The organism is Rhizobium sp. O111 (assembly GCF_055616315.1).
Map to the genome: position 1 here is coordinate 667375 of NZ_JBSHXL010000003.1, position 15727 is coordinate 683101.

14 protein-coding genes and 1 pseudogene are annotated in these 15727 nt (G+C 58.1%); 6 read left to right on the forward strand and 9 right to left on the reverse strand.

Annotated features, from left to right (window positions below; all coding sequences use genetic code 11):
* Nucleotides 1-215 precede the first annotated feature (215 nt).
* From katE to ACVTFQ_RS28925, 4 genes are all read right to left on the reverse strand, one after another.
* Nucleotides 216-2363 (reverse strand): catalase, encoded by a 2148-nt coding sequence (gene katE, locus ACVTFQ_RS28910; RefSeq protein ID WP_111564225.1) that lies wholly within the window; start codon nucleotides 2361-2363, stop codon nucleotides 216-218.
* A gap of 81 nt (nucleotides 2364-2444) precedes the next feature.
* Complete coding sequence (locus tag ACVTFQ_RS28915; RefSeq protein ID WP_112437013.1) at nucleotides 2445-2948, reverse strand: YciE/YciF ferroxidase family protein; 504 nt, start codon at nucleotides 2946-2948, stop codon at nucleotides 2445-2447.
* Between the two features lie 212 nt (nucleotides 2949-3160).
* A complete protein-coding gene (locus ACVTFQ_RS28920; protein ID WP_111564223.1) occupies nucleotides 3161-3718 on the reverse strand; it encodes a response regulator in 558 nt (185 codons plus the stop codon).
* A gap of 68 nt (nucleotides 3719-3786) precedes the next feature.
* Complete coding sequence (locus tag ACVTFQ_RS28925; RefSeq protein ID WP_111564222.1) at nucleotides 3787-3996, reverse strand: DUF4142 domain-containing protein; 210 nt, start codon at nucleotides 3994-3996, stop codon at nucleotides 3787-3789.
* Between the two features lie 287 nt (nucleotides 3997-4283).
* Between ACVTFQ_RS28925 and ACVTFQ_RS28930 the strand changes: the two genes are divergently transcribed.
* The 6 genes and pseudogenes from ACVTFQ_RS28930 to ACVTFQ_RS28955 all read left to right on the forward strand — a co-directional run bounded on the left by ACVTFQ_RS28930 (nucleotide 4284) and on the right by ACVTFQ_RS28955 (nucleotide 9993).
* Nucleotides 4284-5348, forward strand: coding sequence for a DNA topoisomerase IB (locus ACVTFQ_RS28930; protein WP_112437012.1), 1065 nt, complete (start codon nucleotides 4284-4286; stop codon nucleotides 5346-5348).
* A gap of 117 nt (nucleotides 5349-5465) precedes the next feature.
* Nucleotides 5466-6557 (forward strand): IS5 family transposase, encoded by a 1092-nt coding sequence (locus ACVTFQ_RS28935; protein ID WP_112437011.1) that lies wholly within the window; start codon nucleotides 5466-5468, stop codon nucleotides 6555-6557.
* Nucleotides 6557-6901 carry a hypothetical protein gene (locus ACVTFQ_RS28940; protein ID WP_112437010.1) on the forward strand — a complete coding sequence of 115 codons (345 nt, stop codon included), beginning with the start codon at nucleotides 6557-6559 and terminating at the stop codon, nucleotides 6899-6901. Before ACVTFQ_RS28935 ends, ACVTFQ_RS28940 begins: the two co-directional genes overlap by 1 nt.
* 401 nt (nucleotides 6902-7302) lie before the next feature.
* Nucleotides 7303-7494, forward strand: a pseudogene (locus ACVTFQ_RS28945) (DsbA family protein); the annotation flags it as partial.
* 1246 nt (nucleotides 7495-8740) lie between these two features.
* A complete protein-coding gene (gene fdxA / locus ACVTFQ_RS28950; protein ID WP_113177632.1) occupies nucleotides 8741-9082 on the forward strand; it encodes a ferredoxin in 342 nt (113 codons plus the stop codon).
* Between the two features lie 20 nt (nucleotides 9083-9102).
* Nucleotides 9103-9993 (forward strand): dihydrodipicolinate synthase family protein, encoded by an 891-nt coding sequence (locus ACVTFQ_RS28955; RefSeq protein WP_113177634.1) that lies wholly within the window; start codon nucleotides 9103-9105, stop codon nucleotides 9991-9993.
* A gap of 18 nt (nucleotides 9994-10011) precedes the next feature.
* Here ACVTFQ_RS28955 and ACVTFQ_RS28960 read toward each other — a convergent pair whose 3' ends face one another.
* From ACVTFQ_RS28960 to ACVTFQ_RS28980, 5 genes are read right to left on the reverse strand one after another with little or no spacing between them, the layout of a single operon-like run.
* Complete coding sequence (locus ACVTFQ_RS28960) at nucleotides 10012-11409, reverse strand: amidohydrolase family protein (protein ID WP_113177636.1); 1398 nt, start codon at nucleotides 11407-11409, stop codon at nucleotides 10012-10014.
* Between the two features lie 7 nt (nucleotides 11410-11416).
* Nucleotides 11417-12340, reverse strand: coding sequence for a LysR family transcriptional regulator (locus tag ACVTFQ_RS28965; protein WP_470424368.1), 924 nt, complete (start codon nucleotides 12338-12340; stop codon nucleotides 11417-11419).
* A 35-nt stretch (nucleotides 12341-12375) separates the two neighbouring features.
* Nucleotides 12376-13152, reverse strand: coding sequence for an enoyl-CoA hydratase-related protein (locus tag ACVTFQ_RS28970; RefSeq protein ID WP_113177640.1), 777 nt, complete (start codon nucleotides 13150-13152; stop codon nucleotides 12376-12378).
* Complete coding sequence (locus tag ACVTFQ_RS28975) at nucleotides 13149-14306, reverse strand: CaiB/BaiF CoA transferase family protein (protein WP_283193624.1); 1158 nt, start codon at nucleotides 14304-14306, stop codon at nucleotides 13149-13151. The genes ACVTFQ_RS28970 and ACVTFQ_RS28975 overlap by 4 nt, the downstream gene beginning before the upstream one ends.
* On the reverse strand, nucleotides 14303-15661 hold the full coding sequence (locus ACVTFQ_RS28980) for an FAD-dependent oxidoreductase (protein ID WP_113177644.1): 1359 nt from the start codon (nucleotides 15659-15661) through the stop codon (nucleotides 14303-14305). The genes ACVTFQ_RS28975 and ACVTFQ_RS28980 overlap by 4 nt, the downstream gene beginning before the upstream one ends.
* Between the last annotated feature and the right edge of the window lie 66 nt (nucleotides 15662-15727).

Here is a 15727-nt window from a genome sequence, read left to right on the forward strand (position 1 = left end):
CGCCGGTGGATTTGTTGCAATCTGAGCGGTCGTTCTCGAACTCACCGATAAACCTTCATGCCTACCGGCACGGTCGGCGTCTGGGGTTGCCAAACAGACAAGTTTGTTACGCAAGCTGGATGACGATGCATTTTGGCGGATGCAGGAGTTCAAAATGATAATGGGTTCCTGTTGGCCCATGAGAGGGCGCGGGTTTTTCCCGCGCCCGCTTTGCCTCATGCGAGTGGCGGTGAAGCCTGCCCAAGTTTGAGCGAGGGTTCGCGACCCCATACACGTAGCTTGCCGAGTTCCTCGACAAACGCGGCAATGGCCTTGCTGGCTGTCAGTTCAATCGTCCCTTCGTCGAGCTGATCTGCAACTCCCGCTTTCCCTAGAAGCGGCATGGCGGACTGGTGAAAGCCTATATACTTGCAGTGCTGGAAGGCGTCCGCGACGAAGTCGCGGGCGGTGGCTTCCTTGACGAGATCGTCGATGGCTTGATGGGACGTCAAAAGGACAACCGCGTCGAACAGGACCGAAGGCCCTCCGTCGATCATATGATTGGCCGCGATGAAGCTCCCATCGTCCGCGGTCACCCCGCTCACCTTGGGCGCGATCAGCTCGACATTAGCTTTTTCGGCGGCAATCGCCTTGGTCAGCGCGATAAGGAGCTTTCGATCGACGCCGTCGGTAACGAGAATGCCAAGCTTGCGCCCCTCGAAGCGTTTTGGGCCTCGTTCGACGATACTAAGGGCCGGAGAGGCGTCCAGATCTTGGCGGGTCGGCATCGCCGCGTCAGCGGGCTCCGGCATCGACTGGAGGCCCAGCTTTTGCGCGACCGTGGTCGCCAGCGTCTCATCGATGTTCAGAAGGTGCGAAACCATTCTCTCTCGGATCGCTGGAATTTCGACCTTGCTCAACTCAAATGTCAACGCCGAGGCGATGTGACGCTGTTCCGCGCCGGTCTGGCTAATAAAGAATTGCCTTGCTTGGCTGTAGTGATCAGCAAAGCTTTCTGGACGCGCCCGCACCTTCTGTCCCTGTTCCTCGGCGGCTAGATGCCGATAACCGCGAGTGGGCGATTCTCGCGGTCCCTCGCCATGCGAGTTCGGTTGGTAGTTGGCGCGGCCGACGGGGTTGCGCATGGCCATATGCCCGTCCTGCTGGAAATTATGCATGGGACACTTAGGCGCATTGATCGGAAGATGAGTGAAGTTCGGTCCTCCGAGGCGTTTGAGCTGGGTGTCGAGGTAGGAAAAGTTCCGGCCTTGCAGTAGCGGATCGTTGCTGAAATCGATCCCAGGGGGGACATTCTGGGTCATGAAAGCAACCTGCTCGGTCTCGGCGAAAAAGTTGTCTGGCATGCGATCGAGCACCAGCCGGCCGATCGGACGCACTGGCAACACTTCCTCCGGAATGATTTTTGTCGGATCCAGCACGTCGAAGTCGAACCGGTCGGCGAAGTCCTGATCAAACAGCTGAACCGCGAGCTCCCATTCCGGGAAGTTGCCAGATTGGATTGAGTTCCAAAGATCGCGGCGATGAAAGTCAGGATCCGCGCCGTTGATCTTAACGGCCTCGTTCCAAGCGACCGATTGCAGGCCCAGTTTCGGTTTCCAGTGGAACTTGACGAATGTGGATTTATCCTCGGCGTTCACGAAACGGAAGGTGTGAACCCCAAAACCTTCCATGAAACGGAGCGATCGGGGGATCGTCCTATCTGACATGATCCACATGACCATGTGCATGCTCTCTGGGGTTAAGCTAATGAAATCCCAGAAATTATCGTGAGCGGTCTGGGCTTGAGGGAACGCTCGGTCCGGTTCTTGCTTAGCGGCATGGACAAGGTCGGGAAACTTAATGGCATCTTGAATGAAAAAGACGGGAATATTGTTACCGACGAGATCCCAGTTGCCTTCCTTCGTATACATCTTGACCGCGAAGCCGCGGACGTCGCGCGCGAGATCCGAGGAGCCCTTGTTGCCGGCCACCGTTGAAAACCGAACAAATACGGGCGTTTTCTCGCCCGCGCGTTGAAATACATCCGCGCGCGTGATGTCCGACAGAGATTCATACGTCTCAAAGAAGCCGTGCGCACCGTAGCCACGAGCATGAACGACACGCTCGGGAATACGCTCATGATCGAAGTGGAAAATCTTCTCACGGAAATGGAAATCGTCCACTAGAAGCGGCCCGCGTGGACCTATGCGGAGCGAATTTTGATCGTCGGCGACCGGCCCGCCCTGCGATGTGGTGAGGATATCCTGTCCTTGCTCGGCGAACTGATGGAGTTCACCTCCATCGCCTCGGTGAAGCTGCTGGTCGTTGATATGGATCGTCCCATCAGGGGAGATGGATGCGGATTTCGCTGGGCGTTTGGCCATGTTGATGTCCCTTGGTAAAAATCAGACAACTGCGAAGAGGCCGCCTTGCCGGCGGCCCCCTCGTACTTCCGCTTTATGGTGTCAAGCAGCCTTGCCCTTGGCAGGCGCGTTGGCCCGTGATTCAGCAAGCTGCGTCAACTTCCGATCCGTTGCCTCTTCCTCGGCCAGTGTGGCTTCCAACAGCGGGACAGCTTCTTTTAGACCGAGCTGTTTTGCCCATGCGATCAAGGTGCCATAACGGGCAATTTCATAATGTTCGACGGCCTGCGCCGATGAAATCAGGCCGGCATCGAGCGCCGGTGAGCCCTTGAACTCCTCAATGATCTCCTCGCCCTCGGCCAGTATGCCCTGAATCGCTTCGCAGGTCTTTCCACGGGCAGATTTCCCCAGGAGGTCGAAAATTTGCTCGAGCCGATCGATTTGTCCTTGCGTCTCGTCGCGGTGCTGAAGAAATCCGGTCTTGCCTTCCTCGGATTGCGCGGCACGGGCCATTTTTGGCAGAGCCTTCAGGATTTGCTTCTCCGCGAAATAGATGTCCTTGAGTGTATCGAGAAAAAGGTCATCGAGTGTCTTGGTCGTTGCCATGATATCCTCCGTTGGTTTGTTCTCTCCCTGCATGCAAGTTGCTGGTTTAGCCGCGCCTTCGATGGGAGACGAAAGCTAACTTGGCCGCGAGACGTTTGTTCCTGTCTGCTACCGGACGGATTCATGGGAAGCTTGGGGGGATCGACAAAACCAACCTTGTCATCCGGAGGAGCGCTCCATCGGAGCATCCCCCCAGACCCGAATGCACTGACCTATGCCTTTTGGGTGTTCGTGGCGATCAACTCGAGCAATTCGAAAGCCGAGGTGGGTTTCGCGAGAAACGAGACGCCGAGCTCCTCATCATAATGCGCGAGTGTGATAAGACCCGACGTCACGATTATCTTGATGCTTGGCCAGTTAGATCGAACCGTTGCCGCCAAACCAAGGCCGTCCAGGCTCCCAGGCATGTCGACGTCCGTGAAGAGGGTGTTGATCTCGTTGTTCCTGAGGTGCACCAATGCTTCGTCGGCATTGCCTGCTTCAAACGTCTTATGTCCAGCTTCGTCAAAAAAATCGACGAAGCTATAGCGGAGCTGCGGCTCATCCTCCACAATTAGAATACTATGTTTCGCACCATGACCAGAACGCTCGTTTTGCCGCGCGCGAGAAATTACCTCAGCGCCATCGCTCGAAGCGCGGGTACGTTCAAGGAGGTCTCTCTCAAGTACGGCTTGCGCCCAATGTCTTTCGTCCTGGCCGAAGGGACGTCCTGCCTGCTCCCAGAGGGAATAAGCTCGAGTTGCGGTCCAATCGTTTCTGTTCTCATCCATGATCGTATCTCGTGGGCGTGGGAAGTGGAGGTGTCCTGTATGATTGAAGGCGATGCACGACACCGAATTCAATCCGGCTGTTTACGGCCATAGAATGTGCAACGAACGCTTTGGTTCCGGCCTAATCTTGCCTCGGGATTCACCGATTGCGCATGACGCGCGGGCCAACATTCTTCCGTGGTTTTCGCAGGATCGGTGATCATCTGCTGAGGAAAGCTCTTGGTCGACGCATCTCGCGAACGCTTGAGAGCAAGCTTGCTCGCTTGAATCTGGAACATGTGCGGCTAGCCGCCTCGGTGACGAGGTCCTTGGTCTTGGGCGCAACGCCCGGCGCGGGAGAGTTCGGTAAGGCCGACTTCGGCCACTGAGATTATGTTCTAGCGAACAATATGGGTTTGATCCGCGGCGTCATTCAATATGACCCTCCCCTGCCATGGCACACAGTGTCCCAACAGAGATAACGGCGGATCCCGTGCGAGATGCCAACGAAAACTGCATGTCCGCAATGATCTCGTCCTGACGGAGGTCGTAGGGAACCTAGCTATCAGATTTGAGTTTTAGCGGAATGGACACCGTAATAACCAAAATCGATACCACGGTAGCCGAGGCGAAACTGTCCTCCGGTCTAGTCTATATTGCGGGACTTGAAACCGGGATAACCCGCCGACAGGGCGAAAGAGGATTTCGATACTACGGACCCGATGGTCGTAGGATCACCGAGGGTTCGGAAGTGGCTCGCCTTAACGCGCTGGCGATACCCCCGGCCTACACCAATGTCGTCATCTCGACTAACCCATTCTCTCACCTGCAGGCGGTTGGCACCGACGCACGAGGACGTCGCCAGTATCGCTACCATCCAGATTGGCACGCGGAGCGTGGAAAGGCGAAGTTTGAGCGACTTGCGGAGTTTGCCAACCGTTTGCCGGATCTTCGCGAAAGGGTTGACACTGACCTGCGTTCGCGAAAACTCAACATGGATAAAGCGCTCGCGACGGTCGTTTGGATGCTCGACAACCTTTATATTCGGGTCGGCAACGCCGCCTATGCCGAGACGAACAGGTCGTTCGGGCTGACGACGCTTAGAAACCGCCACGTCAACGTTGAAGGAGGCAGCGTGAGGTTTCGGTTCAAGGGGAAATCGGGAAAGGAATGGAATTTAGCTCATAGCGACCGACGGATCGCCAATGTCGTGCGGAAACTACAGGAACTACCCGGCCAGCATCTCTTCCAGTACGTTTGCGACGATGGAGGTTGTCGGCAGATATCGTCCAACGACGTGAATGCATACATCAAGGAAGTCGCTGGCGAGGATTTCACCTCCCGACAATTTCGAACCTGGGGCGCGACATGCATGGCGGTTGAGGCCCTCGCCGGTGTGGAGAAGGCTACCACCAACCGAGCGCTGGCTCGTCAGGTGAACGAAGCGATCGATCACGTGGCCGCCAAGCTTGTAAACACTCGGTCCGTGTGCCGCTCCTCCTACATACACCCCGCGGTTTTTCAAGATTTCGAAGCGGGCCAGTTGAAGGACATTTTCAAGTTGAAAACCAGGAGCATCCGACTACTCACTTGGCTGGACGATGAAGAGATACGTGTCTTGCGATGGCTGAATAAGCGACGGTCCGCGTAGCCTCGACGCTAGTTGCAATGAGTCGCCGAGTAGAAGACTGGCAGGCTGTTGAGAAAGGCGCTGGCATATATGGTCTTGTCGTGATTCACTCTCGGTATGGCTATTTGGAGTTGATGGATGCGCGGCGGCAATGCGAGGACAGGTCAACTCTTCAGCTATGTCGATCTGGAGGATCGGGTTCGTAAAAATCATTCTCTGCGTGCAATCCGGCAGATCGTGAACGACACGCTCGTTTCGCTGGAGCGGGAGTTCGCGGGGCTCTATTCATCAATCGGACGGCCATCGATCGCGCCTGATCAGCTTCTGCGCTCCATGCTTCTGCAAGCCTTCCATTCGAGCCGTTCCAAGCGGCTTTTGATGGAACGGCTGGAATACGACCTTGTGTTCAGCTGGTTTGTGGAGATTGGCTTTGACGATCCAGCTCGGAACCATTCGGTGTTTTCAAAGAACCGCGACTGGTTGCTGAAAGGCGATATCGCCGCGAGGGTCTTGAGTACGACCCTTTCGCCGCCCAAGGTAAAGCGGCTACTATCAACGGACCACTTCTCCGTCGATGGCACGCTGATCGAAGCCTGGGCGTCGATCAAGAGCTTCAAGCCGAGGAACGGCTCGGGCGGACCACCATCGGATGGCGGCGGTCGGTATGTGGAAGCAGACTTTCATGGCGAAAGGCGTTCCAACGAGGCGCATGCTTCAACGGCTGATCCAGATGCAAAGCTCTATAGGACAGGCAGAGGCAAGGAGGCCAAGATGTGCTTCATGGGGCACGGACTGATGGAAAACCGCCATGGCCTGCTGGTCGATGCCCGACTAACAGAGGCCAGCGGATATGCTGAACGGGTAACGTCGCCGCACATGATCGGGCCCTTCACCGGGCGGACGAAAGCGATCACGCTGGGTGCCGACAGGGCCTATGACACAAAGGACGTCGTCAAAGATCTGCGGTCGATGAAGGTGAACCCGCATGTCGCGCAGAACGTCAACGGTCGCCGCTCGGCTATCGACGGACGAACGACGTGCCATCCTGGCTACGGGGTCAGCTTGCGAATGGGCAAGCGCATCGCGGAGGCGTTCGGCGGGATCAAAACCGTCGCGGAGCAAGACAAGACGAAGTTGCGCGGGCGCGGCCGCGTCGGATGGGCTTTCACCTTCGCGGCCGCCTCCTACAATCTTGTGCGGCTGCCGAAGCTCATGACGGATGCAAGCTGATGGCGAGAGTTCCTGCTTTCGCCAAGGCCTTTGCCGGTCGTTGGCGCATCGTCGAGATGGACAACTGGGACAATGACGCGCTCGATCTCGTGGAAGAGGCACATCTGTCATTCCAGGGCACGGCCGACGGCGAGATCGCATTCGTTGCTCTCAAGGGCTTTCTCGATGTCCGCTATAGCGCGCGAAGTGGATCAGCCTGTGCGGAGTTCTCGTGGGAAGGACAAGACGAGAATGACCCGGTCTGTGGTCGCGGATGGGCAGCACTTGGCTCCGCTGGACGCCTTGTCGGGCATATCTATATCCACAACGGAGACGATTCCGGCTTCGTGTGCGAACGCGACTGACTTCTTCAACAGCCTGTTAAAGGTTCAAAGACCACGCTCACGTCGGAGCCGACTATTTCGTACGGTCTCACACCAAGCTGAGTTTCTATAATTAATCTCAACTGCGGCATGTGGTCATATCCCCGTTAATTTTGAGGGGAGGTCCATGTCGTTGTTTTTCGTTATGTTTTAAATAAACTCATATTTCTTTCCAACGCGGCGAAGGCCGCTGACGACGACTGGCATGTGGCCCGGACTACTAATCAGGCCAAGTTCACGCTGGATCAAGAGAACTGGTCCGATGTCAATGTTGGCGATCTCATCGCCAACAAGGCGTGGCTCTCGACCTGACCGCGAGGTAGGCTGCAGCTGACGAGAGGCGTCGAAACGATTTCGCTGCAACCGAACACGCTGGCTTTCCGTCACGGGCGGTAGCGCTCGACCCCGAGCAACACAGACGCGTCGAGCAGGAGGCGGCCAGATCACTAGCTGCCGGCGTCAGCTCAGTTCCTCACTTCGTCTTTGGCGGGCGCATCGCCATAAACGGGGAGCGCAGCGAAGACGAGATTGCATCGGCTATCCGTGAGGCTACGAGAATCATGCCCGCCGCTTAGCTGTGGCGACACCGTCTCGTTTCCCTCGCTGCCCGGACGCCTCGCTTGTTGTCGACTTTGTCGAGACAGAAGCTTAAAAGAACAAGGCTGGCCGGCAATCCGACACCGATGGATGAGTGCCCACCGCTGGAGAGACTGGTACCTTTTCTGGGGGGCTCACGAACTGTTAGTGCCGGCTGAGCCATCTTGATTGCCTTGATGGAGGAGGCAACGATGGCAGTGGAATGGACGATCACGATCGAGGGCCAGAATGAGTTCGGCGAAGTTGCCGGCAGGAAATCCGCATAGACAAAAGGTGGGAGCGGCTGTTTGATGGTGACCTCGGCCTGTCGATTGAGGACGGCAAGAGGATTATGGAAGCGCCGCAGAACGCCGTCGTGAACCATGAGGCCGAGACGTATTCCCTTTACCGCCGTGTCTGCCCGGACTGCCACACGTTCGGGCAGCAAAGATTACACGACGCGCCGCATCAAAACCGTTTTTGGCACAGTGAAGGTTCGCAATCCCCGCTGGATGATGTGCAGCGATTGCTATCCGGGCATGGTCACTACGTTCGCGCCACTAAAGGAAATCTGCCCTGATCGGGCGGCGTCTGAGCTAATGGAGCTGACGGCACGGCTGGGAAGCGTTATGTCCTACAGACAAGCGGCGAGCGTGCTCAAGAAGTTTCTTCCTATTGAGCCAACCGAGACGCACACGACAGTGCGCAAGCGTACCATCAGGGTCGGTGAGCTCGAAGCTTCGAGCTTGTTGTTGCCCGATGTGGTCGTGGTCTTGGTGGTAGTGGCGATGGCGGCGGCCGCAATTTTGTCACTGCCAACGCGGATCGAACTTGGCATACGCTTCGACGGGAGGGGTATTGCGGTTACGGCGACGTTACCGTGCTCTCGGATGGGGCTGAAATCCTCAAGCGCCTGCCTCGTATCCTGCCGAAACCGACGCATATTATCGACTGACATTGCCATGCGGATCTGGCAGCCCGAAGATCCCTCTCGGCCCGTCCCGGGCCATGAACCAAGGGGCTGAGGTATGAATTCGTTTACGACCAGGCGGCGAAGGTATGCTCATTCAGCAAGGGATACCGCACGGCGGTTGAACGGCCTGCATCAGCTGCTATCAGACCCAGTCACAGGCGTAAGCGTTGCCGTTTCGGCAACACAAGAACCGAAAATCAGCGCTTCTTAAGAACGCTTCAGTTTGTCATAGTTTGCTAAAGGCGCCTTCAGAGCGCCATGAGGCGAAAGACATGGCTTACGTAATTACCGAACCCTGCATCGATACCAAAGATGGAGCCTGTACGGTCGCCTGTCCGGTCGACTGCATCTATGAGGGCGGTAGGATGTTCTACATCCAGCCGGAGGAATGCATTAATTGCGGGCTTTGCCTTTCTGTTTGCCCGGTCGACGCCATCTTGTGGGACGAGGAAATGCCGAGAGAGCGCCTGTTCTTGCGTGATGTCAATCGTGATTTCTTTGCTGACAGCGTCACCGGATGGGGCGCCCCGGGTGGTTGGGACCAGAGCCACGTCACCAGCCTCGATCATCCTTTCGTGGCAGATTATCGCAGCCAGACCAAGAATAGAATCTGATGGAATAGGAGGAGCCTCTCATGACGCAGACCCGGATCGCCGGCGTGATCGCCGCCTTGCCCACCCCTTTCGACCATCATGATGACGTCGATCGCGCCGCCTTCATCGAACATGGCCGCTGGTGCCTCAACCATGGCTGCGATTTCCTGAACGTGCTGGGCACTACGGGCGAGGCCAATTCCGTTTCTGCCACCCAGCGCAGCGCTCTCATGACGACCGCAGCCCGGGAATTGGATGGGAGCAGGCTGATGGTCGGGACCGGAACGCCGGATCTGGAAACGACGGTTGGGTTGACGCGCCGAGCCTTCGATCTTGGCTTTGCGGCGGCGCTCGTGCTGCCGCCCTATTATTACAAACCGGTCGAAGAAGACGGCTTGTTTGCCTGGTTTGCCGAGCTCGTAAGGATGACGGCGGAGACACCGATCCCGATCTACCTCTATAACTTCCCGCAATTGACCGGCATTGAGTTTTCGCCCGCCTTGTCGGCGCGGCTTTCGCAGGCTTTTCCAAAGCGGATTCTTGGGGCGAAGGACAGCTCCGGAAATCTTGCCTATGCGCGGGAGCTAACCAAGATCGCCGGCTTCGGCGTTTTCCCGAGCAGCGAGGCGGTACTTGCCGATGCCGATCGCGATGGGTATGCCGGTTGCATCTCGGCGACCGTCAATATCGACCCTCGCTCCTCGCAGCGGCTCTGGCGCGACCAGGATAATGCCGAGCTGCTGGAACAGGTGCGAGGGCTGCGGCAAGCTATCGCTGCCCATCCCCTCATTCCGACGGTTAAGCATCTCGTTGGCAAGCGCACCGGAAATGCTGTCTGGAATAGGGTGCTGCCGCCGCAATTGCCGATCACCGACAAGAAGAGGCTCGAAGGCCTCGATGCAACACGGGTCGGTCCGCTTGTCGACGCATGATCTCCGCCTGGCCCTCTATCACGAGATTCCGGGCCAGGTTGCATAATAGGCGCGAGTCGCTTCGGATAAAGCTCGGACAAGGGGACGCTGCTTTTCAAGCCGTGGCAGGTCAGCTCTTGCCTGTGCCCCAAGTTCGGAAGAGGCTGCGTCAAAGTCGATACCGGTCAATTCTCCCTGACGCATCACCTCCCGCCCCGCGACGATGAGTCCCCTGGCGTACTTGGCGCTCATGCGCGTCAACAGTACTTCCGCTTCGTCGAGGTCGTAGAAGAGCGCTTCGGCAATCAGCGCCTGGTAGTCGATGATGGTGAAGTCATCGGCTTCGTTCGCATTGATCACTTGACCGCCCACGCGGATGGCGGCATCGAATATATCCTGCGCTGTCAACCGTCGCGTCAGGTTACGACCGCCCTGCAGGAGATAGAGGAGCCGCATCTCCCGCCAGAGATCCTGATCGTCGTCCAATCCGGTTCCGTCGAGACCAATGGCGAAGACCGAGCCGCCGATCTCTAGCGCGGAGGCGATCGGAGCGATGCCCGAGCGAAGGCGCAGATTGGCTGAGGGATTAGTGACAAGCTGCACCCCGCGCTCCGCAAGCAGTTCAAGCTCGTCTGGACGCAATTGGACGCCGTGGGCAATGGCGAGCCGCGGCGACAGGAAGCCTATGTTGTCGAGATAGGTGACGACGCCCTCGGGGAAGCGGCGGTCCAGCCATATGCGCTGGCGCGGACTTTCAAGCAGATGCATGTGGATGCGTCGATTATGATGCGCGGAAGCCTCTGCAATCGCCTCCAGAAGCGCATTCGAGCACCACTGTGGTCCAATGGGCCCATACTGCACATCGACCAGTTGGCTGGAGTTGGCTGCGGCAACCGCCTCAACGGCCGCGAGCAGGGCGGAAATCGGAGCGTAGCTCGGAACCGTTGACTCCAACGCCTGCCAGTCATCCGCCGATAGAAACGGTTTCAAGCGTTGCGGCCCGCCATCATAGGCCCAGGCATCGTGGTCGAGCAGTGGACAGGAAAGGGCAAGTCGAATGCCGACATCTCCTGCGGCCCGCATGACCGCGCCTGCCTCATCAACCAGACGATCGACATTGAGCGAGTTATGGCAGTGTATCGTTGCCCCAACGCCTGTTTTGGCCAGCCGGCCGAAGGCGACAAGCGCCTCGAGATAGGGGTCCGTTCGCGGTCGCAGCCTCAGGCCCGGTATCCACATCTCGAGGGCGTCGTCGACCGCGCCAAAATCAAGGGTGCGGATGCCGTAGCCATGATCGTGCGCATTGACAGGTGTCGGCATGATCAGATCGCCAGCCAGCACCGCCGTTGCACTAAATTGCGAGGGCAGGTCTGTCAATCTATCGAAGCGCGCGGCAGGCCCATGGCCAGGACATGTTAGCAGGCGGATCTCTTTCATGTTTTTCTCATCTGCTGACGATGTCTCTCAAATCCTCACCAAACTTGCGCAGCTCGGTATGGAGTAGCTCGATGACCGCCTGGCTGGCGTGAGTCAGATGCCGGTCGCGAGGTATGAAAATGCCGATATCTATTGCGCTGAGCTTGAAGTCGCGGACAGGAATGGCAACGATCTCGCCCGTCTGGATTTCTGGCCAGAGTCCAACCGGGGTAAAAAAACCAATGCCGTCACCCGACATGACCAGTGGTTTGAGGAGGATTGGATTGTTGGATGCGACCAAGGTTCGCCCCACTCGATTGAGCCCCGCAAGTTCGACTGCGATGGCCGAACTGACGACTTCGCTGTCGAGCGCCAAAAGCAGCTTATACTGGGCGCATTCCGGCAATGTCACCGATTTCGCGCGCGCCAACGGGTGCGATGGAGCAACCATGGCCATGAAGGCTGTGCGGATCGAGCCTACAAGTTTCAAATCGTGTGGGGTTGCAAGATCAAAGCTGATGCCGATATCGATGTCGCCAGCCGCCATGAAATTAAAGATATTATTGTAGGCTCCTGCTCGGACGCGAAAGTCCACCGCGGGATGCAGCTTGTGAAACCTCTTGATGAAATCGGGAAGAAACGAGACAAGTAGGCTGTCGAGAGCGGCTATATGGACGCGGCCGGTATTCTTCCCCTGAAGGTCACCAAGGTTTGACTTCATGACCTCGAAGTCCTGCAGCGTTTCCTTGGCGTGGCGCAACACGATTTCGCCGGCAGACGTTAGGCGCAAACCGTCGGGAAAACGCTCGAACAATGGTGTCCCAAGCTCGTCTTCCAGCTTCTTGATCTGGCGGCTGACAGCGGAGGTTGCCACATGCAGTTCTTCTGAAGCCTTGCGAATAGATCCCGAGCGTGCGACCTCGGTGAAATATTTCAGGATGCTGGCGTGCATGGAAAGTCCTCGGCAATCTCGAAGCTATAGCATGCCTATCTGCCGCGCCAAACCGGCGCCCGCTTCTCCCGGAAAGCCGCGACACCTTCCATGGCATCCTCGCTTTTCAGGGCCTTGATGAGGGCCGGCGTCCGTAATGCCTGCGCCTCGGCCGGGCTCAAATGCGCCGTGCGATTGACCGTCTGCTTGATGGCTCGGAGCGATAGCGGCGCACAAGCGACAATGTCGGAGACCCAGCGATCGACAGCCGCATCCAGCTCTGCGGCCGACACGACTTCATTGACGATGCCATAGCTTGCCATCTCACTCGCGCCAAACTGCCGCCCCGTCAGCATAACTGCCATGGCGCGGTTGAACGGGATCTTGCGTTGCAGGAGCACCATTCCGCCATCGAGCGGCATGCGGCCGACACGGGCTTCCGGAAGGCCGAAGCGTGCCGTGTCCACCGCGATCACAATGTCGCAGCCGAGCACCATTTCGAATCCGCCGCCCAACGCATATCCGTTGATGCGCGCGATGACGGGTACGTCGAGCGTACGGCGAAAGGCAAGGCCACCAAAACCATTCTCCCGGCCAACCGTCCAGTAGTCGAAACCGGAGCTGCCGCTGCCGCCTTTGAGGTCGGCGCCTGCGCAAAAAGCTTTCTCGCCGGAACCGGTCAGGACAACACAGCTGATGTCGTCGCGCGTCTCGATCTCCGTCCAGACCGATTCTAGCCTCTCCTCGGTCTCGGCATCGACGGCATTCATCCGGTCGGGCCTGTTGAGCGTCACGCGGGCAACGCGGTCCTCTATCGTCAAGGAAACGCTCATGCGGCGTCTCCCTGTATTTTGGAAAGGGAAGCCAGAATTTCCTCGTTGTGCTGACCGAGCTGAGGCGGCGCGATCCGCACGGTGATGTGGGCAGCAGACATGTCGATCGGTGAGCCGATCAGGCGAATCGGACCGGCTGCGGTCTCACCGGCCTCAAGAATCATCTTGTTAATGATCGTCTGCTCGTCCTCCAAGGCTTCGGGGAGCGAACGGACCGGCGCGCAAAGAATGTCCACCCCTTCCAGCCGTGCGATCCAATGCGCGGTGCTGTTTCTCACGAAATTCTCGCGGAAGATCGCCTGCAATTCCGGCCGCCGCGCCATTTGCGCGTCGAAATCCTTATAATGCGGATATTTTGAGAGGTCCTCGATCTCAAGCGCTTCACAGATGTCGCGCAGGGGGTTCGGTTTGAAGGCGCCGACCATGACGATCGCACTGTCCGTTGTCTCGAAGACACCCGTCAGTGGGAAGGCGCCCCAGTTGAGATCCTTCTGCCGCATCAGATGCGTCGTGCCCTCCTGCATCTGCATAGCGATCATGGAGTTGTAGAGGCTGACGGCAACCTGTTGACCTTCGCCGGTCTTGTCTCGCTGCAGTAGGGCGAGCAGGATGCCTTGGACGAGATGCATGCCGGCCGAGTAATCGGCAAGCGGCGTGGCATAGATCGAGGTAGGGTGGCTGTTGTCGGACTTGCGGCGCATGACGCCGGAAACAGCCTGCGCCAGCACGTCCTGGCCGCCCTTGTGTTGGTAGGGGCCAGTCAGCCCGAAGCCGGTGCCGACGGCATAAATCAGACGAGGATTGATCTTCTTCAGGTCCTCGTAACCGAAGCCCATGCGTTCCATCACCCCGGGCCGGAAGTTGTTGACGACGATATCCGCTGTTTCGAGCAGGGCTAGGACGGTCTTGCGAGCGCCGACATCCTTCAGATCCAGCGCTAAGCTCTTCTTGTTACGGTTCAAAGAGCAGAAGACCGGGTTATTGAGCCCATCCGGATCGGAACCCAGCGACCAACGGGAAAGGTCGCCAATCTTCACCTTTTCGATCTTGATGACTTCGGCGCCATAGTCGCCCAGGACCTGCGTGCAGGAAGGGCCCAGCATGACCTGCGTGAAGTCGATCACGCGGATTCCGTTGAGTGGCAAAGTCGTCATTCCGCGGCCTCCAAATATGTAGCGTTCTCCGAGGGAATGTCGCCGGGATCGGCGCCCTGGGCGCGCATCTGCTTCTGAATTGCCCGGATATCTGCCTTGCGAACGGTCGTTCCGGCATTGAGGGCAACGGTTGCGGCGATACCCGCCGCTTCGCCCATCGCCATGCAGGGCGGGATCTCGCGGCTGGATTTTTGCGCTTGCGGCGTGGACGAATAATGTCGCCCGGCAACGATCAACTGGTCGACCTCCTTGGGCAACATCGCGCGGAAGGGCGTGTAGTAATCACGGCCGCGGCAGACCGTGTCGGCAAAATGGCGGCGCGTCATGACGTCGTCCTTCGTCACGACATAGTCTCCCTGCAGCAGGCGCGTCTGGCGCACGCCAGTCTGCGGCGCGAAATCGACAACATAGGCATTCTCGAAGCCGGGCATCTTTTCCCGTGCAAAATCGAGCAGCTTTGCGATCCGCGAGCGGCCTTCCATCTCCGCGTTCGTCAGGTCTTCGACCTTCAGACCACTCAGCGTCGGCATATGCGGGCAGTTTAGCCAGACGACGCCTGGCAGCGGCGTCTTCAGCCACCAGAAGGACCAGCATCCGCCGATCAGCCGCTTGGCTTCGTGATCGAGCGCCTTGAAGACTTCCGGCTCCTGCTGTTCGAAACGTTCGGCCGCATCCGTATCGACACCGCCCCACCGTGAAACAGTCGTCAGGATGAAATTGGATTCGATATGCGATGCCCCGGCATTTGCCGCGACATCGAGGTCGCCGGTGGTATCAATGACGACATCGCCCATGATGGCCTGCATGCCGTCCTTGGTCTGGCAGACGACGCCCTTGATCGCGTCATCCTCAACGATGGCCGAGGAGAACCAGCTATGCGTCCGCAGCTTGACCCGGCTCTCGCCGATCATGTCATAGGCAGCACGCTTGAAACCGTCGGGATCGAAGGCTGCCGAAAAGCAGATCGGGTGCGGCATTGATTGCGTATGGAAATCGAAAAGACCCCAGCGCGCCCAGCGCTGCCAAGCTTCCGGCGTCTCGCGAAATTCGATCAGCTGGTCGCGATCGCTTGGCGTGACGCACAGGTCCCAGCGCTTCATCCGCTCGATCATCTCCATGCAGATGCCCCGCACGGTGACCTCGAGCTGGTTGATCATGTCGTCGAGCACCAGCACCATGCCGCCGCTCGCAAGCCCACCGACATAGGGATAGCGCTCGAGCAGGGTGACGCTGGCGCCATTGCGGGCTGCCGAAACCGCAGCCGAAATGCCGGCGGGACCGCCGCCGACGACCACGACATCCGAACGATCGACGACACGGATCTCCCGCGCAGGCTGATGAATAACCTGGGTCATTTGTCTCCCCTTGATTTATATGGCTTGTGCCTGAAGCGCGTCGCGTTTCAGATCCTTGTTTTGCGC